We start from the raw sequence: 22,951 nt of genomic DNA, 5'->3' as shown, positions 1-22,951 counted from the left end.
TTGGGCGGCTCATGGTTTGTCGGCGCCTTTGAGGCGCTCACCCTAAAGCCTCCGGCTCTGCCGGAGGATACTTACTCTTCTCTCTCCTGGAATCAGACGGAAAACAAAGGCCGTCTGATAACAAAAGCATCTGTTCCTGCGGACTCCGGTAAAGCCGGTGAAAAGAGATTGCTCAGGAATACGAATATTATTCTGGACTCCAAACTTGTTGCTCCGCTTGGCGACAGTCATCTGGCCACCATCGGAGGGCAATACTGGAATGCCAGAATGAAAGATGGCATTGTCCTTGCCAATAAGGGGAATGAATTTGAACAGGACTCCTGGTCTTTTTTTGGCGAGGATGAATGGCGTATTGTCGATCCGCTGGCATTAACTTATGGGGCTCGCTATGAGTATCAGGAGACTTTTGGCGGTCACGTCAGTCCCCGTGCTTATCTGGTATGGGATGCTCATGAGGATATTACTGTCAAAGGAGGGGTCAGTACCGGATATAAAACACCGTCACTTTCCCAGTTACATAATGGTATTAGTGGCGTCACCGGACAGGGTACGATCACCACTGTTGGTAATCCTGATTTGAAACCTGAAAAAAGCGTTAACACTGAGCTGGGTATTTATTACGAGAACTTTAGCGGCTTCAGTGCGAACGCGACGCTCTTCCATAACCGGTTTAAAAATAAAATCAGCAGTGAATCCATTGACGATACCACCAGTACTTATGTCAACGTTGGTAAAGCAATTACCCAGGGTGTGGAGCTGGCCACGACCTTACCGTTATGGTCAGAAGACTGGTCACTGAATGTGAATTATACATTTACTGACAGCGAGCAGAAGGATGGTGATAACAAGGGAGCTCGTCTTACCAATACACCAAAACACATGGCAAATGCCCGTCTTAACTGGAATGTTAATGATAAGTTTTCTACCTGGCTGAAAGCAGAGTATCGGGGAAAAACAGCACGCTTTACCCAAAACTACGATAACCTCAGCGCGGCAAATAAGGTGGTGTATGACAATCTTGGGGAAAACTTTAAATCCTATACCGTGTTTAATCTTGGCGGGGCGTATAAAATATCTAAAGATGTCACGCTAAACGGTGCAGTCAACAACCTCCTTGATAAGGATTTCACTAAAACTTATGTATTCCCTGTCGGAAGTCAAACCACGACAGCAGGTGATTACTTTACATCTTCGGCTTCAACAAGCGGATATGTGATGCCAGGCAGGAGTTACTGGCTCTCTGTTAATGTGAATTTCTGATTTTGTAAAAATGCGCTGACCTCACGCAGAACGTGAGGTTTGCCAGCAGTCAGACGCCCGCATCTGCGGGCGTTTTGCTATTCAAGTCCCCGCACTTCCTGCCGATACTCAATTAGTCATTGGAATTCCTGATAAATATGATCTTACACCAGGAACCCGGTGGTGATATCGTTATATTTTGCAATACATAACGACACTCACAGGAGTTACAGATGGCACGTACATGGTTACGCCTTTTTGCTGGGGCAACTTTATCGCTTTCCGTCGCCGGACATGCACTGGCTGAGGAAGGCAAAATTACAGTGTTTGCGGCAGCCTCCCTGACCAACGCGATGCAGGATATTGCGGCAGCCTATAAGAAAGAGAAAAACGTCGAGGTAGTCTCTTCATTTGCCTCCTCTTCTACGCTTGCGCGTCAAATCGAAGCCGGCGCACCTGCGGATCTGTTTATTTCTGCCGATCAGAAATGGATGGATTACGCGGTTGAGAAGAAAAATATCGATACCGCGACCCGCGAAACCCTGCTGGGTAACAGCCTGGTGGTCGTGGCGCCGAAAGAAAGCGCTCAGGGCAACATCACCATTGATGCCAAAACCAACTGGTCAAGCCTGCTGAAAGGCGGCCGTCTGGCGGTTGGCGACCCGGATCACGTTCCGGCGGGTATTTATGCCAAAGAAGCATTACAGAAGCTGGGTGCGTGGGAAACCTTGTCCCCGAGCCTTGCGCCAGCCGAGGACGTACGCGGTGCTCTGGCGCTGGTTGAACGTAATGAAGCCCCGCTGGGGATCGTCTACGGTTCTGATGCTGTTGCAAGCAAAGGGGTGAAAGTGGTCGGAACTTTCCCGCAAGACTCTCATAAGAAAGTGGAATACCCGATTGCCATTACGGACGGTCATAAAAACGCCACTGTCAGCGCGTTTTACGACTATCTGAAAGGCCCGGAAGCTTCCGCTGTGTTCAAACGTTACGGATTTACGACACACTAATGATATTAACGGATCCCGAATGGCAGGCTGTGCTGCTGAGCCTGAAAGTTTCATCCCTTGCGGTTCTTTTTAGTTTGCCCTTTGGGATCTTCTTTGCCTGGCTGTTGGTGCGTTGCACCTTCCCGGGCAAAGCCCTTCTCGACAGTTTCCTGCATCTTCCTCTGGTTCTTCCCCCGGTTGTGGTGGGGTATTTGCTGCTGATTGCCATGGGCAGACGAGGATTTATCGGTGAGAAACTCTTTGACTGGTTTGGTATCACCTTCGCTTTTAGCTGGCGTGGGGCGGTGCTGGCCGCTGCCGTCATGTCGTTCCCGCTGATGGTGCGCGCTATTCGTCTGGCGCTTGAAGGGGTCGACACCAAACTGGAACAGGCTGCCCGCACTTTAGGGGCAGGGCGCTGGCGAGTCTTTATTACGATCACGCTGCCGTTAACCTTTCCCGGCATTATTGTCGGTACGGTGCTGGCGTTTGCCCGTTCTCTGGGTGAGTTTGGGGCAACCATCACCTTTGTTTCCAACATCCCCGGAGAAACGCGGACCATCCCTTCGGCGATGTACACCCTGATTCAAATGCCCGGCGGTGAGGGAGCTGCCGCCCGTTTGTGCGCCATCTCTATTGTACTCGCGCTCATCTCTCTGTTGATTTCAGAATGGCTGGCCCGTCTTAGCCGCGAACGGATTGGGAGATAATTTATGCTGGAGCTTAATTTCACCCAGACGCTGGGCACCCATCAGCTGCGCCTGAACGAAACGCTGCCCGCCAGCGGGATCACCGCCATCTTCGGGGTGTCGGGTGCGGGGAAAACCTCATTAATTAACGCCATTAGCGGCCTGACGCGTCCGGAAGAAGGGAAGATAGTCCTCAACGGGCGCGTGCTCTACGACGCCGGAAGCAAGATCTGCCTGCCGCCGGAAAAAAGGCGTATAGGCTACGTTTTCCAGGATGCCCGTCTGTTCCCGCACTACAAGGTGTTGGGTAATTTACGCTATGGCATGGCGAAGTCGATGGTTGGTCAGTTCGATAAGCTGGTGGCGTTGCTTGGCATCGAGCAACTGCTGGACAGGCTGCCAGGCGGTCTTTCCGGCGGTGAGAAACAGCGCGTCGCCATTGGGCGCGCCCTGCTGACCGCGCCGGAGCTACTGCTGCTTGATGAACCCCTGGCCTCGCTGGATATTCCGCGCAAACGCGAACTGCTGCCCTATTTGCAGCGGCTGGCAAAAGAGATCAATATCCCGATGCTGTATGTCAGTCATTCGCTGGATGAGATCCTGCATCTGGCGGATAAGGTCATGGTGCTTGAGTCCGGCGAGGTCAAAGCCTTCGGTAACCTCGAGGATGTCTGGGGAAGTCGGGTGATGAACCCCTGGCTTCCTCAGGAGCAGCAAAGCAGTGTGCTGAAAGTCACGGTACTGGAGCACCATCCGCACTACGCCATGTCAGCCCTGGCGCTGGGGGATCAGCATCTCTGGGTCAATAAACTGGATCGCCCGCTACAGGCCGCCGTGCGCATTCGCGTTCAGGCGACGGATGTCTCTCTGGTGCTGCAACCCCCCGTTAATACCAGTATCCGCAATATCCTGCGGGCAAAAGTGGTACAGCAATATGACGCTGACGGGCAGGTTGAGGTGCAACTGGATGTCGCGGGTCGCACGCTCTGGGCGCGTATCAGCCCCTGGGCCAGAGATGAACTGAACGTTAAACCTGGCCTGTGGCTGTACGCGCAAATTAAGAGCGTGTCTATCACCGCCTGATCAGAGCAGGTGGCTGTAGATAAAGCTGGCGATGCTGTCGGTGGTGTTATCGCCAATTACCACTTTGGCGCGGGCTTTTACCGCGTCATCGGCATTGCCCATCGCCACACCCAGCCCGGCCGCTTCCAGCATACTGATGTCGTTGTAGTTATCGCCAAAGGCCACCACATCCGCCATCGATAGACCCTGTGAGGCTACCCACTCGCTCAGACGTTTGCCTTTGCTGTTGCCGCTGCGGGCAATATCAACCTGATCGTGCCATGACCACTCACACTCCAGCCCCAGCGTTTGTTCTACGGTATGGGCAAAGCGTTGCAGTTTGCTGGTGTCTTCGTCGGTCAGGGCAAACTTCCAGATAGCCTCTACCGAGCTTGCTGCCGCGCGCAGGGAGTCAACCTGGGTGAACACCGGGCGCTGTTCCGGGGGCAGGGTTTGCGCCCAGTTGTTGGTACGGATCACATGACCGGTAGGTTTTTCGTAGAGCATGGCGTTATCGACATACATCAGCCCGTGCACATCATGAGTTTCCAGCATCTCAATCAGTGAGATAGCCTGTGAAACAGGCAGCGGATCGGCGGTTAACACTTTTTTTGCCTGATAATCATACAAATAAGTGCCATTACAGCAAATTGCAGGTGTATCAAGGGCCAGCGCCTGATAAAAAGGATGGATGGCAACGTGATGCCGTCCGGTGACAATAATTAACTGGTGCCCGGCTGCTTTGGCCCGGGCGAGCGCTTCCAGCGAAGAGGGGAGAAGCGTTTTTTTGGGGGTCAGTAAGGTTCCGTCTAAATCCAGGGCAATCACTCGCGAGGTCATGGCGTTTTCCGTGGTCAATGGTGAATTTTAGCTTTCGGGGATGGTACACCGAGTCGCGTCCGGTACAAAATCCGCCAGCGAAATTCTGCATTCACCACGAAAAAAGGCTATCCTGGTAAATTATCGCAGTATTGAGGAAAGGAGTATTCATGAAGCAAACTGTTTATACCGCCAGCCCGGAAAGTCAGCAAATCCACGTTTGGCGCCTGAATCCTGAGGGTACCCTGACGCTGGTGCAGGTGGTTGATGTGCCCGGCCAGGTCCAGCCGATGGTTATCAGTCCTGACAAACGCTATCTGTATGTGGGCGTACGCCCGGAATTTCGCGTGATCGCGTACCGCATTGCGCCGGACGACGGCGCGCTGACCTTTACTGCCGAAGCATCACTGCCGGGTAGCCCGACCCATATTTCTACCGATCGCAGCGGTCGCTTCCTGTTTAGTGGCTCCTACAATGCCGGCTGCGTCAGCGTGACGAAGCTTGATGATGGCATTCCCACCGAAACCCTCGACGTGGTGGAAGGGCTGGAAGGCTGCCACTCAGCCAATATCTCCCCGGATAACCGTACTCTGTGGGTGCCTGCGCTGAAACAGGACCGTATCTGCCTGTTTACCCTGACCGAAGACGGTAATCTGTTGCCGCAGGAGCCTGCGGAAGTGACCACCGTTGAAGGCGCTGGCCCACGTCATATTGCATTCCATCCGAATCAGCGTTTTGCCTACTGCGTCAATGAACTGAACAGTTCAGTCGATGTGTGGCAGCTGAATGATGCGCACGGTAAGATCGAATGTGTGCAGACGCTGGACATGATGCCCGCTGATTTCACCGACACCCGCTGGGCGGCAGATATTCATATCACGCCGGACGGACGTCACCTGTATGCCTGCGATCGCACCGCCAGCCTGATTACGGTGTTCAGCGTCTCCGAAGATGGCAGCGTACTGGCTATCGAAGGTTTCCAGCCGACAGAAACCCAGCCACGCGGCTTTAACGTTGACCACAGCGGTAAATTCCTGATTGCTGCCGGGCAGAAGTCACACCATATCGCACTGTACGAAATTACCGGCGCGCAGGGTCTGCTGACGGAAAAATCCCGCTATGCGGTAGGCCAGGGGCCAATGTGGGTGGTGGTTAACGCTCACTAAGCGACAGGCATAAAAAAACCTCGCCGCGGCGAGGTTTTTTACATTCAGCACATCACTTATTTCTTCGGCTCAACAATCACCTGGCTACCCACGCCACGGTTATTGAATTCCCAGGCGCGGTTGAAACGGCTGTCGTTCAGCTGACGCTGGACGTTGCCTTTATCATCCACGGCACCGGTATTGCCCGCAAAAGCGCGACCGGAAGCGGCAGCATCTGCCCAGGGTTTGGCCACGTTAAAGCCTTCGTTAATCATGCTGTCACGGATCACAACCTGGCCATTGGTGTTGGCATCAACATCCAGCGAGCGGCCGAGCTGCGCCACACCGTTGCCCGCAGCGGTAAAGCGGCTGTTGGTGGCAAGGAAACCGTAATAAATGTTAGCCAGGGTCGCTGGCGCAAACACATAGCCTGCCTGCTGGGTGCGGGAGTTCACTACGCGGAAATCGGTATTATCAAACACCACCGCGCCGCGACCGGCAACGATATCCACATCGCCTTCCAGATAGCTGTTGGTCACCTGAGTACGGGTCTGGCGATCGGTACGCAGGGTGTTATCCACGCTGCTGTTGGTCACAAAGAAGGTGTTCTGACGACCCAGAATATTGACGTTATTCAACTGAACTTTGTCGCCATCGCTACGGAAAGCTACGGCCTGGTGGTTGCCAGCATCCACGCTGTCGCCCAGGGTATTCTGGATGGTCAGGTTTTGCAGTTGCAGACCATTATTCTGTGACCAGAAGACCGCAGAACACATCACGCCGATAGTCGCGGTACGCTTGCTCTGGCAGTTGTCAAACATATACCAGGCCGGTTTGCCCGGCATGTATTTGCCTGATGGGTTAACCAGTTTACGCCAGCTGGTGCTGTCCATTTCGGAGTCGATGGCGAGGCCGATTTTCACGTCCAGCGCTTTCTCGCCGGTACCGTAAATCGTGATGCTGCCCGGAGCGGCAGGGACAAACACCGTGCCTTCATAATCACCCGGCATGACGGCGATATACTGGCGATCGCTGGCGTGCTTGCTGATAGCCGCGTCAACCGCGGCCTGAATCGTGGTGTGCGTCACCCCTGGGGTGCCTGCCGGGCCAACGACAAAGTTTGCCTGCGTCGGCAGACGGATGGCGAACGGACGCCATGCTTCTGCGTTCGGGGTCATGGAGGCGAAGTAATTCGCCGCGACAAAGTGTTTCGCTTCGCCAGCCGTCAGGATCGGACGAGAGGCGGTACCCGGTGCAGTTTGGGTGGAAGGCAGTTGATCCGGCGGCGTTGAGCTACAGGCGGTCAATGTCACGCCAAAAGCCAGTGCCAGCGTCAGACGAGAAACCGAGAATGTGTTCAAGGGGTGCTCCAGCTGTGCAAGTTTAAATGAATTCCTCAGAAGCCTGCTTTTTTATACTAAGTTGAGCGAAACGGAAAGCCGATTGTGCAAATCAGCTTCAATTCCATCGATTTTTAACTAAACAGCAGGGGTAAACAGTTCATCACGCTGCACTGCGGCATTCACGGCATCGGTTAAGCGTGTGAGTTGCGAGTGAGAAATCAGATAAGGCGGCATCAGATAAATGAGCCGACCGAACGGGCGGATCCACACCCCCTGGTCAACAAAGAAGCGTTGCAGGGCCGCCATATTCACCGGATGGGTTGTTTCCACCACGCCGATGGCGCCCAGTACGCGCACGTCAGCGACATTGTGGCTCGCTTTTGCTGGCTCCAGCCCTGCCTGCAGGCGGGTCTCGATGGCCGCGACCTGCTGTTGCCACTCGCCGCTTTCCAGTATGGTCAGGCTGGCGGTCGCCGCGGCACAGGCCAGCGGATTGCCCATAAAGGTAGGGCCATGCATAAAGCAGCCAGCCTCACCGTTGCTGATGGTGTCCGCGACCTGGCGGGTGGTCAGGGTCGCTGAAAGGGTCATGGTGCCGCCGGTCAGCGCCTTACCCAGGCACAGAATATCCGGCGCAATACCCGCATGCTCGCAGGCAAACAGCTTGCCGGTACGACCAAAGCCGGTGGCGATTTCATCGGCAATCAGCAAAATGCCTTCCCGGTCACACATTTTACGGATGCGCTTAAGCCACTCGGGATGGTACATCCGCATCCCGCCTGCGCCCTGTACCACGGGTTCGAGAATAACCGCCGCAATCTCATGGCGATGGGCTGCCATCAGGCGGGCAAAACCGACCATATCGCGTTCGTCCCACTCACCGTCGAAACGACTCTGCGGCGCGGGAGCAAACAGGTTCTCGGGAAGATAACCCTGCCAGAGACTGTGCATGGAATTATCCGGGTCGCAAACCGACATCGCCCCGAAGGTGTCGCCATGGTAACCATTACGGAAGGTCAGAAAACGCTGGCGCGGCTCACCTTTCGCCTGCCAGTACTGCAATGCCATCTTCATCGCCACTTCCACCGCCACCGAACCGGAATCGGCGAGGAAGACGCACTCCAGATCCTCTGGCGTCATCGCCACCAGTTTTCGGCACAGCGCCACCGCCGGGGGATGGGTTATCCCGCCAAACATCACGTGCGACATGCTGTCAATTTGCGCTTTCATCGCCGCATTCAGCGCCGGGTGGTTGTAGCCATGGATTGCTGCCCACCAGGATGACATGCCGTCGATCAGGCGCTCGCCGCCGCTGAGGATCAGCTCGCAGCCCTCCGCCGAGTGCACCGGGTAAACCGGCAGGGGAGAGGTCATCGAGGTGTACGGGTGCCAGATATGGCGCTGGTCAAAGCTGAGATCGTCCATTGTCATAATCGACTTGTAAACCAAATTAAAAACATTTAGGTTTACCATTCTACACCGAATAACGACGTATTAACATATTTTGGAGATGCCAATGGCTCACCACGCACGCTGGACTTTGTCGCAGGTCACTGAACTTTTTAACAAACCCCTTCTCGAACTGCTGTTTGAGGCACAAACCGTGCATCGCCAGCATTTTGATCCCCGCCAGGTTCAGGTCAGTACGCTTTTGTCGATCAAGACCGGCGCCTGCCCGGAAGACTGTAAATATTGCCCGCAAAGCGCACGCTACAAAACCGGGCTGGAAGCCGAACGACTGATGGAGGTCGATCAAGTGCTGGACTCGGCGCGGAAAGCGAAAAATGCCGGATCGACCCGTTTCTGTATGGGGGCCGCCTGGAAGAATCCCAACGATCGCGATATGCCGTATCTGGAGCAGATGGTGGAAGGGGTGAAAGCAATGGGCCTTGAAGCCTGTATGACGCTCGGTACCCTCAGTGAAAGTCAGGCGCAGCGGCTGGCCCATGCCGGGCTGGATTACTACAACCATAACCTCGATACTTCGCCGGAATTCTACGGCAATATTATCACCACCCGTAGCTATCAGGAGCGCCTGGATACGCTGGGCAAAGTGCGCGACGCCGGGATAAAAGTCTGCTCCGGCGGCATCGTCGGACTCGGTGAAACGGTCAAAGACCGCGCCGGATTGCTCCTGCAACTGGCAAACCTACCCACGCCACCGGAAAGTGTGCCGATCAACATGCTGGTGAAGGTGAAGGGAACGCCGCTGGCGGAAACCGAGGATGTGGATGCCTTTGATTTTATCCGCACCATTGCCGTGGCGCGCATTATGATGCCAGCCTCCCATGTCCGCCTCTCCGCCGGGCGCGAGCAGATGAATGAACAGACCCAGGCGATGTGCTTTATGGCCGGGGCAAACTCCATTTTCTACGGCTGCAAATTGCTTACGACCCCGAACCCGGAAGAGGACAAAGACGTCCAGCTGTTCCGCAAACTGGGGATTAACCCCCAGCAGACGGAAGTCCTCAATGGCGACAATGAGCAGCAGCATCGGCTGGAGCAGCAATTGCTGCATGCCGATACCGATCAGTATTACAACGCTGCCGCTGTATGAGCTGGCAGCAGCGTATCGACGAGGCAATCGCCTCCCGTCGCCAGAGCGATGCCCTGCGTACCCGCCAGTGCGTGAGTCAGGGGGCAGGGCGCTGGCTGGTGCAGGACACGCGGCGCTACCTCAATTTCTCCAGCAACGATTACCTGGGATTAAGTACTCACCCGGCGGTGATCCGCGCCTGGCAGCAGGGCGCCGAACAGTACGGCGTCGGCAGCGGCGGTTCCGGGCATGTCAGCGGTTACACCACGGCGCACCTTCTGGCAGAAGAGACGCTGGCCGACTGGCTGGGATACCCGCGCGCCCTCCTGTTTATTTCCGGCTTTGCCGCTAATCAGGCGGTGATCACCGCCCTGATGGCGAAAGAGGATCGTATTGTTGCCGACAGGCTAAGCCATGCCTCACTGCTGGAAGCGGCGAGCCTTAGCCCGGCACAGCTGCGTCGTTTTGCCCATAACGATACTGCCCATCTGGCGAGCCTGCTGGAAAAACCGCTAAGCGCAGAGCAACTGGTGGTGACTGAAGGGGTGTTCAGCATGGATGGCGATAGCGCGCCGCTGGCCGATATCCTCAGGGCAACCCGTAAGGCGAACGGCTGGTTGATGGTCGATGATGCCCACGGGATAGGCGTGTGGGGCGACGAAGGGCGCGGCAGTTGTGATGCCCAGCAGGTGAAACCGGACATTCTGGTGGTCACTTTCGGTAAAGGCGTGGGGCTGAGTGGGGCTGCGGTACTCTGTAGCGCGTCGGTGGCCGACTATCTGTCGCAGTTTGCCCGCCATCTTATCTACAGCACCTCGATGCCGCCTGCCCAGGCGCTGGCGCTTTGCGCATCTCTTAAGGTGATTCGGGGTGAAGAGGGGATGGCCCGGCGAGAAAAACTGGCCAGCCTGATTAGCCACTTTCGCCAGGGGGCGGCGTCGCTCAGGATGCAGGTCACCGCATCAAACAGCGCGATCCAGCCGTTGATTGTCGGAGAAAACAGCCGGGCGCTGGGGCTGGCCAGTACCCTGCGCGAACGAGGATGCTGGGTGACGGCGATCCGTCCGCCAACGGTGCCATCCGGCACGGCGCGTTTGCGGCTGACGCTTACTGCCGCCCACGAACCTGAAGATATCCACCAGTTGCTGGAGCTGCTGCATGACGCCGGTTAACAAACAGGCCGTAGCTGATGCCTTTGGCCGGGCAGCACCGCACTACCGCCAGCATGATGGGCTACAGCGCCAGAGCACGGCATTATTGCTCTCGCGTCTTGGTGAGCTACCTGTCCGCAAGGTGCTGGACGCCGGATGTGGCCCGGGCGCTACCGGGCATCACTGGCAGCAGCGAGGCGCAGAGGTGACGGCGCTGGATCTCAGCCCGCGAATGCTTGAAGAAGCACGCCTTCAGCGAACGGCGCAGCACTATATTCAGGGCGATATCGAGGCCATGCCTCTGCCTGAGGCACACTTTTGCCTTGCCTGGAGCAACCTTGCGGTGCAGTGGTGCAACTCCCTGCCGCAGGCGCTTAATGAGCTGTACCGGGTGGTGCGACCGGGAGGCGAGATTGCCTTCACGACCCTTGCCGGAGGCTCTTTAGCGGAGCTGCATCAGGCCTGGCAGGCGGTGGATTCCGGGGAGCATGCCAACCGCTTTTTACCGCCAATGCAGATTTACCATGCGCTGCGCGGCTGGCAGTTTACCGCTGGCGTGGAAACTATCACGCTGCATTTTGCGGATGCCGCAGAAGCCATGCGTTCACTCAAAGGCATTGGCGCAACCCATCTGCACGGCGGGCGCAGCGGTGGGCTGACGCGCGGCAAACTGCAGCAATTGCAGCATGCCTGGCCGCAGGAAAACGGACTTTTCCCGTTAAGCTATCAACTATTCTGGGGGGTTATCCGCCGTGACTGAACGTTATTTTGTGACCGGGACGGACACTGAAGTGGGTAAAACGGTCGCCAGCTGCGCATTGCTACAGGCGGCAAATTTACGCGGGCTGCGTACCGCGGGATATAAACCTGTCGCCTCGGGCTGCGAGATGACGCCGGAAGGGCTACGTAATAGTGATGCGCTGGCGCTTCAGCAAAACAGCAGCGTGCCGTTGCCTTATGCAATGGTCAACCCCTGGACTTTCGCTGAGCCAACCTCGCCGCACATCGTCAGCGCTGATACGGGCACGCCAATTGTGCCTGAGGAGATGTCTGCCGGATTACGTCAGCTGGAAAGCAGTGCGCAGTGGGTGCTGGTGGAAGGCGCGGGAGGCTGGTTTACCCCCTTGTCGGAGAGTTACACCTTCGCCGACTGGGTGATTGCCGAGCAACTGCCGGTGATTCTGGTGGTGGGGGTTAAACTGGGCTGTATTAATCACGCCATGCTCACAGCACAGGCCATTACCCAGGCCGGGTTAACGCTGGCCGGATGGATTGCCAATGATGTACAACCGCCTGGCAGACGGCACAACGAATATCTTGCGACCCTGCGGCGCGTGTTGAAAGCCCCTCTGCTCGGGGAAATTCCCTGGCTTTCACACGCGCCAGACGATGCGCAAAAAGGTCATTATCTCGATCTCAGCGTGCTGACTCCGGCGTCATCCAGTGCGAGAGTAGCCCCTCGTCCAGTTGCTTAACGTCCCCCTCGGCGACGTTACGTCCCCGATGCAGCAGGCAGAACCGATCCGCCACCCGGCGGATAAAATTCAGGTGTTGTTCAGCCAGCAGAATGGTCATGCCCAGATCCTGATTCAGGCGCACGATCAGATTCCCGAGCTTATGAATAAACGCCTGGCCCAGACCCCGGGTCGGCTCGTCAAGGATCAACAGGCGTGGGCGGTTGATCATCGCCCGCGCCATCGCCAGCTGATATTGATTATCTTCCGATAATCCGCTCCCTTTCACCTGACGAAAGGCATAAAGCTCTGGAAACAGATCATAAATTTCACTGCTTACCGCATTGCGGGGGGCCGGGCCTGCCAGCAGCGCGATATGCAGGTTCTCCTCGACCGTTAGCTGGGAGAAGATCCTCCTGTCCTGAGGCACATAACCGATGCCCATAGCCGAACGGTGCTCTGCCTGCCAGTGCAGCATATCCTGTGGGGGTCCACTGGCGTCCTGCCAGACCATACTGCCGCTTTCAACGGGTAAAAACCCGGTAATGCAGTTAATCAGGGTCGTTTTGCCCATACCCGGCAGGCCGATAACGGAGGTACAGACGCCTGGAACTAAATCGAGGTCGACGTTCCACAACGTATGCTGATTGCCGTAATACTGGTTCACTGAACGTAAGCTCAACATAATCCGCTCCTTCTCTCGATTTGAGGTCAGGATCAGTCTGCAAAAGGCTTGCCAAAACGTAAAAGGTGTTTGCTTTTCAGATAAGGATGAGAAAACAGGTATTTAAAATCCCTTTTCGCCAAAAATGGCGAAAATCCGTGCACTTTGTCAGTGCTTACCCTGACGCTTATGGTGCAGCAAAATGGGTAAAATGTGAGCACGATCGCAGGCGGTTTTGCCGTTTCGTTAGCAATTATTCTGCGAAAATAAGCGATAAAAATTTTTTACGACGCTAAAAACACAGCCAGTCAGCAATCTGTGGACTCAGGGTGCGCATGGGCTGGAGAGAGTTATCCACTATTCCTGTGGATAACCTTGTGTATTAGAGTTAGAAAAAGTGCGATAAGCGAGTAAACACGCGGCCTGCGCCTGAATTGATGCGAAAGGCGGCTTTTGATGAAAAGTGTTTTTTATCAATTAGTTAAATAAAAGCAATGGTTGTAAGAAAAGTGTCACCCGCTGCCACAAAACTTTCATTACCTCCCTTGACAAATGTTAAAAAACGAAATGTTCTGGGGATAACCCGTAAGGGCAGGTGTTTTGTTCCAGTCTGGTCGGTTTTCATGGTCAGCAAACACTGTTGCGACCCTGGCTAGTACAGATCCACGATAATGCCACTGTTTTTTCATCCAGTATATATTACTGGCAAATCTCCGCGTGGTGAGTAAAATTACTTTCCTGCCCGCTCATTCCTTCATCAGGTAGCTGTTCACATGAGTAAACCGATAAAACTGCATTCTGCTTTTCGCCCCTCTGGCGATCAGCCTGAGGCTATCCGCCGCCTGAAAGAAGGCCTTGAAGATGGGCTGGCGCATCAGACGCTGCTCGGGGTGACGGGTTCAGGTAAAACCTTCACCATCGCCAACGTGATTGCCGATTTGCAGCGCCCGACCATGGTACTGGCGCCCAATAAAACCCTGGCGGCCCAGTTGTATGGCGAAATGAAAGAGTTCTTCCCGGAAAATGCGGTGGAGTATTTTGTTTCCTACTACGACTACTACCAGCCTGAAGCCTATGTGCCAAGCTCAGATACCTTTATTGAAAAAGATGCCTCAGTGAATGAGCACATTGAGCAGATGCGTCTGTCGGCGACCAAAGCGCTGCTCGAACGCCGGGACGTGATTGTGGTGGCGTCGGTGTCGGCCATTTACGGTCTGGGCGACCCGGATCTGTATCTGAAGATGATGCTGCACCTGACCAACGGCATGATTATCGATCAGCGTTCAATCCTGCGTCGTCTGGCGGAGCTGCAATATACCCGCAATGACCAGGCTTTCCAGCGCGGGACGTTCCGCGTGCGTGGGGAGGTGATTGATATTTTCCCGGCGGAGTCTGACGATATTGCCCTGCGCGTTGAGCTGTTCGATGAAGAGGTGGAACGGCTGTCCCTGTTTGATCCGCTGACCGGGCAGGTGGAATCGGTGATCCCCCGTTTTACCGTCTACCCCAAGACCCACTACGTCACGCCGCGTGAACGTATTGTGCAGGCGATGGAAGAGATCAAAAGCGAGCTGGTTATTCGCCGAAAATCGCTGATGGACAATAACAAACTGCTGGAAGAGCAGCGTCTGACCCAGCGTACCCAGTTTGATCTGGAGATGATGAACGAGCTGGGATATTGCTCGGGGATTGAAAACTACTCGCGCTATCTGTCCGGGCGTGGGCCGGGTGAGCCGCCGCCGACGCTGTTCGATTACCTGCCTGCCGATGGCCTGCTGGTGATTGATGAATCTCACGTTACCATTCCGCAGATTGGCGGCATGTATAAAGGCGACAGGGCGCGCAAAGAGACGCTGGTGGAGTACGGCTTCCGTTTACCCTCAGCCCTCGACAACCGTCCGCTGCGCTTTGAAGAGTTTGAAGCCCTCGCACCGCAGACCATTTATGTCTCTGCGACGCCTGGCAACTATGAGCTGGAAAAATCGGGCGATGAAGTGATTGACCAGGTGGTGCGTCCCACTGGCCTGCTTGACCCGGTCATTGAAGTTCGCCCAGTGGCGACACAGGTCGACGATTTGCTCTCCGAAATTCGCAAACGCTCACCCATTAACGAGCGCGTGCTGGTGACGACCTTAACCAAGCGGATGGCGGAAGATCTGACGGAATATCTGGAAGAGCATGGAGAGAAGGTGCGCTATCTGCACTCGGATATCGATACCGTCGAACGTATGGAGATCATCCGCGATTTGCGCCTTGGGGAGTTCGACGTGCTGGTCGGCATCAACCTGCTGCGTGAAGGCCTGGATATGCCGGAAGTCTCGCTGGTGGCGATTCTGGATGCCGATAAAGAAGGCTTCCTGCGCTCCGAGCGCTCACTGATCCAGACCATTGGTCGCGCGGCCCGTAACATCAACGGTAAAGCTATTCTGTATGGCGATAAAATCACGCCGTCGATGGCTCGCGCCATTGGCGAAACCGAGCGTCGTCGCGAGAAGCAGCATCAGTACAATGAAGATCACGGCATTACGCCGCAGGGCCTGAATAAGAAAGTGGTCGATATTCTTAGCCTTGGGGAAAGCCTCGCTAAAACCCGGGCGAAGAGCCGCGGAAAATCCCGGACTCCGGCTCAGGCAGACGCCGCCGAGCGGGCGCTGACGCCAAAAGCGTTGCAGCAAAAAATTCATGAGCTTGAAGGGCAGATGATGCAGCATGCGCAAAATCTTGAATTTGAGGAAGCGGCAAAATGCCGCGACAAGCTGCAGCAGCTGCGGGAGCTCTTTATTGCGGTGTCATAATATGAGATCTGTCACGCAATGCTGACCGGTGCTTAATGTTTGCTTAATGTTGTTCCGGTACTCTTCATGCAAATTTCAGGAGAGTTCGGAATGCAAAAAGAAAACATTTATCAGTATGTTGCTGTCGCGCTATCTCTGGTCGTTGTTATTGCCTTTAGCCATACCTGGGTACTCAGTTATTAAACGCGCTTAACGCGACACCGGTTTGAACCTCACCCATGCCCGCACGCCGGGCGTGGGTTGTCGGTTATGCAAAAAGAATTGTGCATCATGTAACTGGGCGATCCGTGTCACAATACTCAGCCCCAGCCCTGCGCCGCCATAGCGACTGTCCATGCGTACAAAAGCTTTGCTCAGCTCGCCGCTGCGTGACTCATCAATGCCAGGACCCTCATCTTCCACCGCTATTACCGGTGCTTCCCCATTTTCAATACTGATGCGGATTGTTGACGCTGGCGGGCTGTAACGGTGGGCATTTTCCACCAGATTTCTCACCAGCACGCGCAGTAAGGTTGCATCGCCAGCTACAGCCACATCTTCACTATCCTCCGGGAGCAGTAAGACCTGCTGTCGGCTGGTCAGCATGGTGTCCAGCTCGCCCCAGATGGGTAAAATAACATCGCTCATCAGCATCACCTGCTGGTAGCTACCCGCCGAGAATGACTGGCCAACCCTCGCAAGCTGCAATAGCTGGGAAATGTTATCGGTCATCTGATCCAGGCGCTGAATAAGCGGGGTGACGTTGAGCGAGTGGGTTTTCGCCATCAGCTCAAGATGCAGACGCAAACCGGCAAGCGGAGTACGTAACTCATGGGCCACATCTGCGGTGAAAAGCCGTTCGCGCTCCAGGGTCAGGGTCAGGCGTCCCACCAGCTGATTAATGGCCGATTCGACCGCCTCAACTTCCTGTACCGAGTTATTGAGCGTAATGGGTTCGAGGTTATCCGGCGTTCGGGCATCCAGCTCCCGTTGCAGCTCTGAAAGCGGGCGCAGGATCATCTTCACGGCCTGTAAACACAGCAGCAGGGCAAGACCAATAATCAACAGGCTGGGCACCAGCAAACTGGCTACCGCCTCATGCACTTCATGCTGGATATGCTTATGGTTGTTGTGATTATGAACTGCGCTTTCCACCAGCAGCTGGATCTGCTCTTTACTTTCATGCCACAGCCAGAACACGCTCACCAACTGACATAACACCAGAATCACCCCAATGGTCATCACCAGTCGGCGGCGCATGGTCCAGCCTTTAAGGTTAATTTTCACCCGCTTAATCCTGTCGCTCGGTAGTATTAACCAGCATATAGCCATAACCGCGAACGGTACGAATGCGCGATTTACCGACTTTATCGCGCAGATTATGGATATGCACTTCCAGCGTGTTGGTGGCCGGTTCATTGTCCCAGCTGTAAATATCGTTGTAGAGAATTTCACGGTGCACCGGGCTGCCCGCTTTGAGCATCAGTCGCGAGAGCAGGGCATACTCTTTGGGCGTCAGCTCAATCAACTGACCATCCCGCCAGACCTGGCGACGGGTGACGTTGAGGGTCAGGTCGCCGTTGATAATTTCATTATCGCCCTGATTGTTATGTCGGCGCAGTAACGCCCGAATACGGGCGTTGAGTTCTTCGAGGGCAAAAGGTTTGATGAGATAGTCATCGGCGCCGGTGTCCAGGCCCGCAATGCGGTCGCCGAGGGTGTCGCGGGCGGTGAGGATCAGCACCGGCAGACTGTATTTCTCCCGGCGTACCCGTTGCAGAAAATGCAGGCCATCTTCATCAGGCAGACCGAGATCCAGTACCATCAGGCTGTAGTGACCGGTCGCCAGGCTTAAGCCCGCCTCATGGGCTGTTGTAACCCCGTCACACACGTAGCCTTCACTTTGCATGGCGAGCATCAGCCCCTGCAACAGCAGGGAATCATCTTCTACCACCAGAATTTTCATTTCGGCTCTCCACGGCAGGCGGTCAAAAGATCATCCTGTTTCCGGTATTCTTTGGTCCCGACGCCGGTTAATCCCAGCATGGTCGAAAAGAGATTATCCTGGGAAACGTTTTTCTGCTGCGCTTCTTGCTGCAAACACTGATTATTGACCCCGTAGCGATGCTGGTAATCCTCAGACAGCCAGATAAGCATCGGCACATGTTTCTGGGTATCCGGGGCGATGGAATAAGGCAGTCCGTGCAAATAGACGCCATTTTCCCCCAGCGATTCGCCATGATCGGAAAGATAGACCAGGCTGGTGGTAAATTTATCCTGCTTGCTTTGCTGCAGTTTTATGGTTTTGTCGACAATATAGTCAACATAGATAATCGTATTATCATAAGTATTCACCAGCTGTTCCTGACTACAGGTCTGGATCTGGTTGGTATCGCAGGTCGGTGTAAATTTACGAAACGCGGGCGGGTAGCGATTAAAATAGGTCGGACCGTGGCTACCAATCGTATGTAATACGATAACGCCATCCTGCTGGAGATGATTAATGTAATCGTCCAGTTGATGAAATAACACCTCATCGAAACACTCGCCGTCAATACATTGACCGGGCAGATTCAGTTTCGTCATATCCTGATTGGGCACCCGGTCGCAGGCGCCTTTGCAGCCGCCGTCATTATCATTCCACAGCACCTGAAGCCCGGCGCGTTGAATAATATCCAGCAGCCCTTCCTGGTGATGCGCCAGTTGATCGTCATAGCGTTCTCTGGGCATACCGGAGAACATGCAGGGAACCGAGACCGCCGTGGCAGTGCCGCAGGAGGTAGTGTTCGGGAAATAAGCGACATTATCCTGCTTCAGCAATGGGTTAGTTTCGCGTGTATAACCGCCGAGGGAGAAATTATCCGCCCGCGAGGTTTCACCCAGCACCAGGATGGTCAGGTTTTTACGCGGGCCTTGCTGCATCCGCGGATCCTGTTTTGCATCTTCGCCAAGACGAACCAGCGGCAAATTGTCCATGCGGTTATGGCTGTACCAGGATAGTGATGCCGCAATACTGTTCGACGGGTTCAGTGATTTCACCAGCTCCTTATTATTACGAAATAAGGAGGCGTAATCTTTATAGAACAGCAGGGCAATCACCAAGATCAGCAGAGCGGATATCGCCAGGCTAATCAGGCGGCTAATAATGCTGCGCCAGACGGAGAGCGATGGCTTAATTTTCACCCACCAGGCGATTGCCACGACCAGTACGCCGCTGAGTATCAGCACCATCATCATTCGCGGAGAAAGGAGCGCAAAACTTTCAGCGGGGGTGGTATCGAGAATATTGGTCGCCATCGAGCGGTCAATAATCACGCCAAAACTCATCATGAAATATTGCGCGGCAGCACTGACCAGCACAAACAGACTTAATACCAGGCTGTCGAGCCGTATAAAAGAGGCCAGCGTCAGCACAATATTCATGACGCTAAATGCCACTACCGGCATCGATAAAAAGACCAGCGCATTATGCCAGGAATTCACTGGCAGTAAGGCAAAGGCCTGGCGATAAAAGTCGATGTTCAATATCAGCGCAATATAGAGTGCGAAAACGAGAAGATAGGACAGGCGGCTTAAGCTGGGCCGACGCAGAGCAAAATGGGACATAACAGCGATCCTGACTGAAACAATCCTGTCATGGTAGTGAGCGATCTTTAAGACAACCTTAAGAAGTTAAGGTAAGAGCGGGTGATCCTATTCGCTATATTCAATTATATAACATGATTATGCCTAACATATTGAAATAGCTGATTAATCGTTTTTTTAGTGAATTACATAAAGCTGGTGAATGTAATGTTTATTTACTCAGGGTCATTTTCTGAAAAAGAATTTAACGGCTTGTTTTTCGGGTTTGTCTGTTTCACCTTCATGAAGTCTTTTTATATTTGCCGATCAGGAGAGCGACGCCGCAAATATTCGGCGTGCCTTAATACGTTGCAGGTATCAGGGAGGTCTTATGCCAGCACAGGGCGTGCGTTTTACGCTGAATATAGCCGGTCTGGCGGAGGCCGCCATACCGGCTGAATATCGGCTCCGGCAATGTGACAGAAATTGTCGCACCTGATGGCAGGTCAGTCCGGTTCAGTTACAACGACCAGCGCCAGCGCATCTCCACTACCGGCCCTGACGGACTGCGCAGCCACCAGGAATATGATGACCTGGGCAGGCAGACGCAGGACATATCCCGCCGCGGCGATATCACCCGCTATGTTTACGCCGACCCGCGCAGCGAGCTGCCCGCTGAAGCTGAAGACGCCACCGTCAGCAAAAAACAGATGACCTGGAGCCGCTACGGCCAGTTGCTGACTTTTACCGACTGCTCTGGTTACGTCACCCGCTATGAGTATGACCGCTTTGGTCTGATGACCGTCATCCATCAGGAAGAGGGACTCAGCCAGTACCTCGCTTACGATGCGCGCGGGAGGCTTATCCGCCGGAAGGATGCGCAGGGCCGCGACACCCGCTATGAATACACTGTGGCAGGCGACCTGACGGCCATTATTTACCCGGACGGCCGCAGACAGACCACGGAATATGACGCGGCAGGCCGCCCGCTCAGCACCACCGACGGCGGCCTGACGCGGAAAATGGAATATGACCCGGCCGGACGGGTCATCCGGCTTATCAATGAAAACGGTGCTGCCACCACCTTTACTTACGACCCACTGGACAGACTGACGCAGGAAACCGGCTTTGACGGCCGGACGCAGCGTTACCACTTCAGCGCCACCGGACAGCTAATCCGCAGCGAGGATGAGGGCCTCGTCACTCTCTGGCACTACGATGAATCTGACCGCCTGACGCACCGCACCGTAAACGACGAACCGGCAGAACAGTGGCAGTACAACGAGCGCGGCTGGCTGACGGCAATCAGCCACCTCAGCGACGGCCAGCGGGTGGCCGTGCAGTATGACTACGATAAACAGGGGCGGATAAGCCGCGAGCGACAGACGGTAAACCACCCCGACACCGGCGAATTACTGTGGCAGCACGTTACGCAGCATGACTATCACCAGGGGCTGGCGAATAAAACCACCCCGGACGCCCTGCCTTCGGTGGAGTGGCTGACCTATGGCTCCGGTTATCTGGCAGGCATGAAGCTCGGCGACACACCGCTGGTCGATTTTACCCGCGACCGCCTGCACCGGGAGACGCAGCGCACCTTCGGGGCGTATGAACAGAATACGGTTTACAACACTGCCGGGCAGCGACAGCTGCAGATAACCGGCGACCCGATGCTTAACCGGGAATACGATTACAACGACAGCGGACAGCTTATCCGCATCAGCGGGCTGCATCAGCAAAGCGACTACCGCTATGATGACACGGGCCGGTTAATCAGCGCCCGCCAGCACGACCTGTTACAGCGCTGGTTTACCGACCCGGCGGGCAACCGGCTGGCAGACCGGGCGCAGTACCCGGTGCTTCCCGCGGCGTGGCGGGATAACCGCATCAGCGAGGATGAACACTATTTTTACCACCACGATGAATACGGCAGGCTGACGGAAAAAGATGAACGTCGTATCCGCGAGGGCGGGAGCCATACGCACCATTATGCGTACGATAACCAGCACCGGCTCACGCACTGGCGTCTGATGCAGAACGGGAATACGCTGACGGAAAGCCGCTATCTGTATGACCCGCCGGGCCGCCGCACCGGCAAACGGGTATGGAAAAGCCAGCTTCAGCGTGATTCGAACGGCGAGACGTATCTGTGGCTGAACCCCGAACCGGAAGTGACCTGGTACGGCCATGACGGCGACCGGCTGACCACCGTGCAGACGGACAGCACCCGCATCCAGAGGGTATATCTGCCGGGGAGTTTTACCCCCTTAATCCACATTGAAACTGCCACCTCAGAGCAGGCAAAAGCCGTCCGCCGTACGCTGGCGGAGAAGTTCCAGCAGGAGGCGAATATCACCTTCCCGCCGGAGTTGACAGCGATGGTGGATAATCTGGAAGCGGAACTGCTGCGCGGGGAACTCAGCGAACAGAACCGGCAGTGGCTCGCAGGCTGCGGGCTGACGCCTGAGCGGATAAAAAACCAGATAGAGCCGGAATACACGCCTGAGCGGCAAATCCATCTGTACCACTGCGACCACCGAGGTCTGCCGTTGGCGCTTATCGCTCAGGATGGCTCAATCGACTGGTCAGCAGACTATGATGCATGGGGCAATATACTCAGTGAGAATAACCCACATAATCTGGCGCAGTTAATCCGTCTGCCAGGCCAGCAGTACGATAAGGAAAGCGGGCTGTACTATAACCGCCACCGTTACTACGATCCGCAGCAGGGACGGTATATCACCCCGGATCCGATTGGATTACGGGGAGGATGGAATCCTTATATTTATCCATTGAATCCAGTTGTAAAAGTAGATCCGTTAGGATTGGCTCAATGCTCATATAGTATTGCCGGGAAGACTCTGAGTTGTACAGCAGACGATGCATCTCATAGTGATGTTTCCATTTCAGTGGCATCGGGAAATAATGGTGATGGTTCTGGCTGTAAAGATAATGCTGATTGTACATCTATAGCCAACAGAGGGCCTATTCCAACGGGTAATTGGCATTGGGATAATGATGCGTATACTGGTAAACGTAACGGTAGAGTCTTAGTTCCTGATGAAGGAACAGAAACACACGGGCGTTCTCTATTTCGGACTCATAGTTGCTTGAATGCATTTGGACCATCGGCTCAAGCACCTTTTTGTTCTGAGGGCTGCATTACTGGTTCCGCTGAGGATATGAGGACATTAAATGAATTACTGGATGCGGAACCAAACAGCAGTCTGGAAGTGACTAAATAAGGTGGTTACAGGATGATGAGATATATTTTTCTCTTGGCTGTTATAGCCGTTTTTATAATTGATTTATTTCAAGTGGTAGGGGCGAGTGACAAACTTGAGCATTATAGAAGATCGGTTGATGAGTACAATCAAGAACAAGCAATGATGGCGAAAAACATCGTGTTTATGGAGTTAGGGAAGGTGCGATTTAATCGTCAGTTATGTGTATTAGTCGCGACTTGATCTGACACTTGACCTTGAAAGGTTGAGAGTTACCGGTTTTGATATGGGTGTCGAATCC

18 protein-coding genes and 1 pseudogene are annotated in these 22,951 nt (G+C 54.7%); 12 read left to right on the top strand and 7 right to left on the bottom strand.

Annotation, left to right across the window (positions count from 1 at the left end):
• From ACSZO4_RS17050 to modC, 4 genes are all read left to right on the top strand, one after another.
• Positions 1 to 1,260 (top strand): TonB-dependent receptor domain-containing protein (locus ACSZO4_RS17050; protein ID WP_437890205.1); only part of this gene is annotated, 1,260 nt, incomplete at its 5' end.
• 212 nt (positions 1,261 to 1,472) lie between these two features.
• A complete protein-coding gene (gene modA / locus ACSZO4_RS17045; RefSeq protein WP_437890204.1) occupies positions 1,473 to 2,246 on the top strand; it encodes a molybdate ABC transporter substrate-binding protein in 774 nt (257 codons plus the stop codon).
• Positions 2,246 to 2,935, top strand: coding sequence for a molybdate ABC transporter permease subunit (gene modB / locus ACSZO4_RS17040; RefSeq protein ID WP_437890203.1), 690 nt, complete (start codon positions 2,246 to 2,248; stop codon positions 2,933 to 2,935). Before modA ends, modB begins: the two co-directional genes overlap by 1 nt.
• A 3-nt stretch (positions 2,936 to 2,938) precedes the next feature.
• Complete coding sequence (modC, locus tag ACSZO4_RS17035; RefSeq protein ID WP_437890202.1) at positions 2,939 to 3,997, top strand: molybdenum ABC transporter ATP-binding protein ModC; 1,059 nt, start codon at positions 2,939 to 2,941, stop codon at positions 3,995 to 3,997.
• Here the strand turns inward: modC and ACSZO4_RS17030 are convergent, their stop codons facing one another.
• Entirely contained in the window at positions 3,998 to 4,816 is an 819-nt protein-coding gene (locus ACSZO4_RS17030; RefSeq protein WP_437890201.1) for a pyridoxal phosphatase, read from the bottom strand.
• 149 nt (positions 4,817 to 4,965) lie between these two features.
• Here ACSZO4_RS17030 and pgl point away from each other — a divergent pair, with 149 nt between their 5' ends.
• The gene (gene pgl, locus ACSZO4_RS17025) at positions 4,966 to 5,961 is read left to right on the top strand and encodes a 6-phosphogluconolactonase (RefSeq protein ID WP_437890200.1); all 996 of its coding nucleotides are present in this window, start codon (positions 4,966 to 4,968) and stop codon (positions 5,959 to 5,961) included.
• Between the two features lie 56 nt (positions 5,962 to 6,017).
• Here the strand turns inward: pgl and ACSZO4_RS17020 are convergent, their stop codons facing one another.
• Together ACSZO4_RS17020 and bioA are read right to left on the bottom strand one after the other, a co-directional pair.
• Positions 6,018 to 7,301: a putative acyl-CoA thioester hydrolase gene (locus ACSZO4_RS17020; RefSeq protein WP_437890199.1), complete on the bottom strand. Its 1,284-nt coding sequence runs from the start codon at positions 7,299 to 7,301 to the stop codon at positions 6,018 to 6,020.
• A 117-nt stretch (positions 7,302 to 7,418) separates the two neighbouring features.
• Positions 7,419 to 8,714, bottom strand: a complete 1,296-nt coding sequence (bioA, locus tag ACSZO4_RS17015; protein ID WP_437890198.1) for an adenosylmethionine--8-amino-7-oxononanoate transaminase — start codon at positions 8,712 to 8,714, stop codon at positions 7,419 to 7,421.
• An 85-nt stretch (positions 8,715 to 8,799) separates the two neighbouring features.
• Here bioA and bioB point away from each other — a divergent pair, with 85 nt between their 5' ends.
• The 4 genes from bioB to bioD are packed head-to-tail and all read left to right on the top strand — an operon-like array spanning position 8,800 to position 12,445.
• Entirely contained in the window at positions 8,800 to 9,840 is a 1,041-nt protein-coding gene (bioB, locus tag ACSZO4_RS17010) for a biotin synthase BioB (RefSeq protein ID WP_437890197.1), read from the top strand.
• A complete protein-coding gene (gene bioF / locus ACSZO4_RS17005; protein ID WP_437890196.1) occupies positions 9,837 to 10,991 on the top strand; it encodes an 8-amino-7-oxononanoate synthase in 1,155 nt (384 codons plus the stop codon). Before bioB ends, bioF begins: the two co-directional genes overlap by 4 nt.
• Positions 10,978 to 11,730, top strand: coding sequence for a malonyl-ACP O-methyltransferase BioC (gene bioC / locus ACSZO4_RS17000; RefSeq protein ID WP_437890195.1), 753 nt, complete (start codon positions 10,978 to 10,980; stop codon positions 11,728 to 11,730). Before bioF ends, bioC begins: the two co-directional genes overlap by 14 nt.
• A complete protein-coding gene (bioD, locus tag ACSZO4_RS16995; RefSeq protein WP_437890194.1) occupies positions 11,723 to 12,445 on the top strand; it encodes a dethiobiotin synthase in 723 nt (240 codons plus the stop codon). Before bioC ends, bioD begins: the two co-directional genes overlap by 8 nt.
• On the opposite strand, the gene ACSZO4_RS16990 is transcribed toward bioD, so the two are convergent.
• Entirely contained in the window at positions 12,387 to 13,109 is a 723-nt protein-coding gene (locus tag ACSZO4_RS16990; protein WP_437890193.1) for an ABC transporter ATP-binding protein, read from the bottom strand. The two genes, bioD and ACSZO4_RS16990, sit on opposite strands and share 59 nt — an antisense overlap.
• Before the next feature lie 752 nt (positions 13,110 to 13,861).
• On the opposite strand from ACSZO4_RS16990, the gene uvrB reads away from it, so the two are divergent.
• The gene (gene uvrB, locus ACSZO4_RS16985) at positions 13,862 to 15,883 is read left to right on the top strand and encodes an excinuclease ABC subunit UvrB (RefSeq protein ID WP_437890192.1); all 2,022 of its coding nucleotides are present in this window, start codon (positions 13,862 to 13,864) and stop codon (positions 15,881 to 15,883) included.
• Between the two features lie 189 nt (positions 15,884 to 16,072).
• Here the strand turns inward: uvrB and pmrB are convergent, their stop codons facing one another.
• From pmrB to eptA, 3 genes are read right to left on the bottom strand one after another with little or no spacing between them, the layout of a single operon-like run.
• Entirely contained in the window at positions 16,073 to 17,122 is a 1,050-nt protein-coding gene (gene pmrB / locus ACSZO4_RS16980) for a two-component system sensor histidine kinase PmrB (protein WP_437890206.1), read from the bottom strand.
• Positions 17,123 to 17,153: 31 nt separating this feature from the next.
• Positions 17,154 to 17,828, bottom strand: coding sequence for a two-component system response regulator PmrA (gene pmrA, locus ACSZO4_RS16975; RefSeq protein ID WP_437890191.1), 675 nt, complete (start codon positions 17,826 to 17,828; stop codon positions 17,154 to 17,156).
• Positions 17,825 to 19,468 carry a phosphoethanolamine transferase EptA gene (eptA, locus tag ACSZO4_RS16970; protein WP_437890190.1) on the bottom strand — a complete coding sequence of 548 codons (1,644 nt, stop codon included), beginning with the start codon at positions 19,466 to 19,468 and terminating at the stop codon, positions 17,825 to 17,827. Before eptA ends, pmrA begins: the two co-directional genes overlap by 4 nt.
• Positions 19,469 to 19,863: 395 nt before the next feature.
• On the opposite strand from eptA, the pseudogene ACSZO4_RS16965 reads away from it, so the two are divergent.
• Both ACSZO4_RS16965 and ACSZO4_RS16960 read left to right on the top strand, forming a co-directional pair.
• A pseudogene (locus ACSZO4_RS16965) lies at positions 19,864 to 22,671 on the top strand (RHS repeat-associated core domain-containing protein); the annotation flags it as partial.
• A 12-nt stretch (positions 22,672 to 22,683) separates the two neighbouring features.
• Positions 22,684 to 22,893 (top strand): hypothetical protein, encoded by a 210-nt coding sequence (locus tag ACSZO4_RS16960; protein ID WP_437890189.1) that lies wholly within the window; start codon positions 22,684 to 22,686, stop codon positions 22,891 to 22,893.
• Positions 22,894 to 22,951: the final 58 nt, after the last annotated feature.

The sequence above is a fragment of the Phytobacter sp. V91 genome (genome assembly GCF_965644225.1).
Taxonomy (GTDB): Bacteria; Pseudomonadota; Gammaproteobacteria; order Enterobacterales; family Enterobacteriaceae; genus CBFFRJ01.
This window is presented reverse-complemented; position numbering and strand designations above follow the sequence as displayed.

Excerpts from the sequence above, each read along its gene's own strand:
- pmrA (WP_437890191.1), bottom strand. The coding sequence starts at position 17,828 with ATGAAAATTCTGGTGGTAGAAGATGATTCCCTGCTGTTGCAGGGGCTG.
- modB (WP_437890203.1), top strand. The coding sequence starts at position 2,246 with ATGATATTAACGGATCCCGAATGGCAGGCTGTGCTGCTGAGCCTGAAA.
- pgl (WP_437890200.1), top strand. The coding sequence starts at position 4,966 with ATGAAGCAAACTGTTTATACCGCCAGCCCGGAAAGTCAGCAAATCCAC.
- eptA (WP_437890190.1), bottom strand. The coding sequence starts at position 19,468 with ATGTCCCATTTTGCTCTGCGTCGGCCCAGCTTAAGCCGCCTGTCCTAT.
- bioA (WP_437890198.1), bottom strand. The coding sequence starts at position 8,714 with ATGACAATGGACGATCTCAGCTTTGACCAGCGCCATATCTGGCACCCG.
- ACSZO4_RS16960 (WP_437890189.1), top strand. The coding sequence starts at position 22,684 with ATGATGAGATATATTTTTCTCTTGGCTGTTATAGCCGTTTTTATAATT.
- uvrB (WP_437890192.1), top strand. The coding sequence starts at position 13,862 with ATGAGTAAACCGATAAAACTGCATTCTGCTTTTCGCCCCTCTGGCGAT.
- modA (WP_437890204.1), top strand. The coding sequence starts at position 1,473 with ATGGCACGTACATGGTTACGCCTTTTTGCTGGGGCAACTTTATCGCTT.
- pmrB (WP_437890206.1), bottom strand. The coding sequence starts at position 17,122 with ATGCGCCGCCGACTGGTGATGACCATTGGGGTGATTCTGGTGTTATGT.
- bioF (WP_437890196.1), top strand. The coding sequence starts at position 9,837 with ATGAGCTGGCAGCAGCGTATCGACGAGGCAATCGCCTCCCGTCGCCAG.
- bioB (WP_437890197.1), top strand. The coding sequence starts at position 8,800 with ATGGCTCACCACGCACGCTGGACTTTGTCGCAGGTCACTGAACTTTTT.
- modC (WP_437890202.1), top strand. The coding sequence starts at position 2,939 with ATGCTGGAGCTTAATTTCACCCAGACGCTGGGCACCCATCAGCTGCGC.
- ACSZO4_RS17030 (WP_437890201.1), bottom strand. The coding sequence starts at position 4,816 with ATGACCTCGCGAGTGATTGCCCTGGATTTAGACGGAACCTTACTGACC.
- bioC (WP_437890195.1), top strand. The coding sequence starts at position 10,978 with ATGACGCCGGTTAACAAACAGGCCGTAGCTGATGCCTTTGGCCGGGCA.
- ACSZO4_RS16990 (WP_437890193.1), bottom strand. The coding sequence starts at position 13,109 with ATGTTGAGCTTACGTTCAGTGAACCAGTATTACGGCAATCAGCATACG.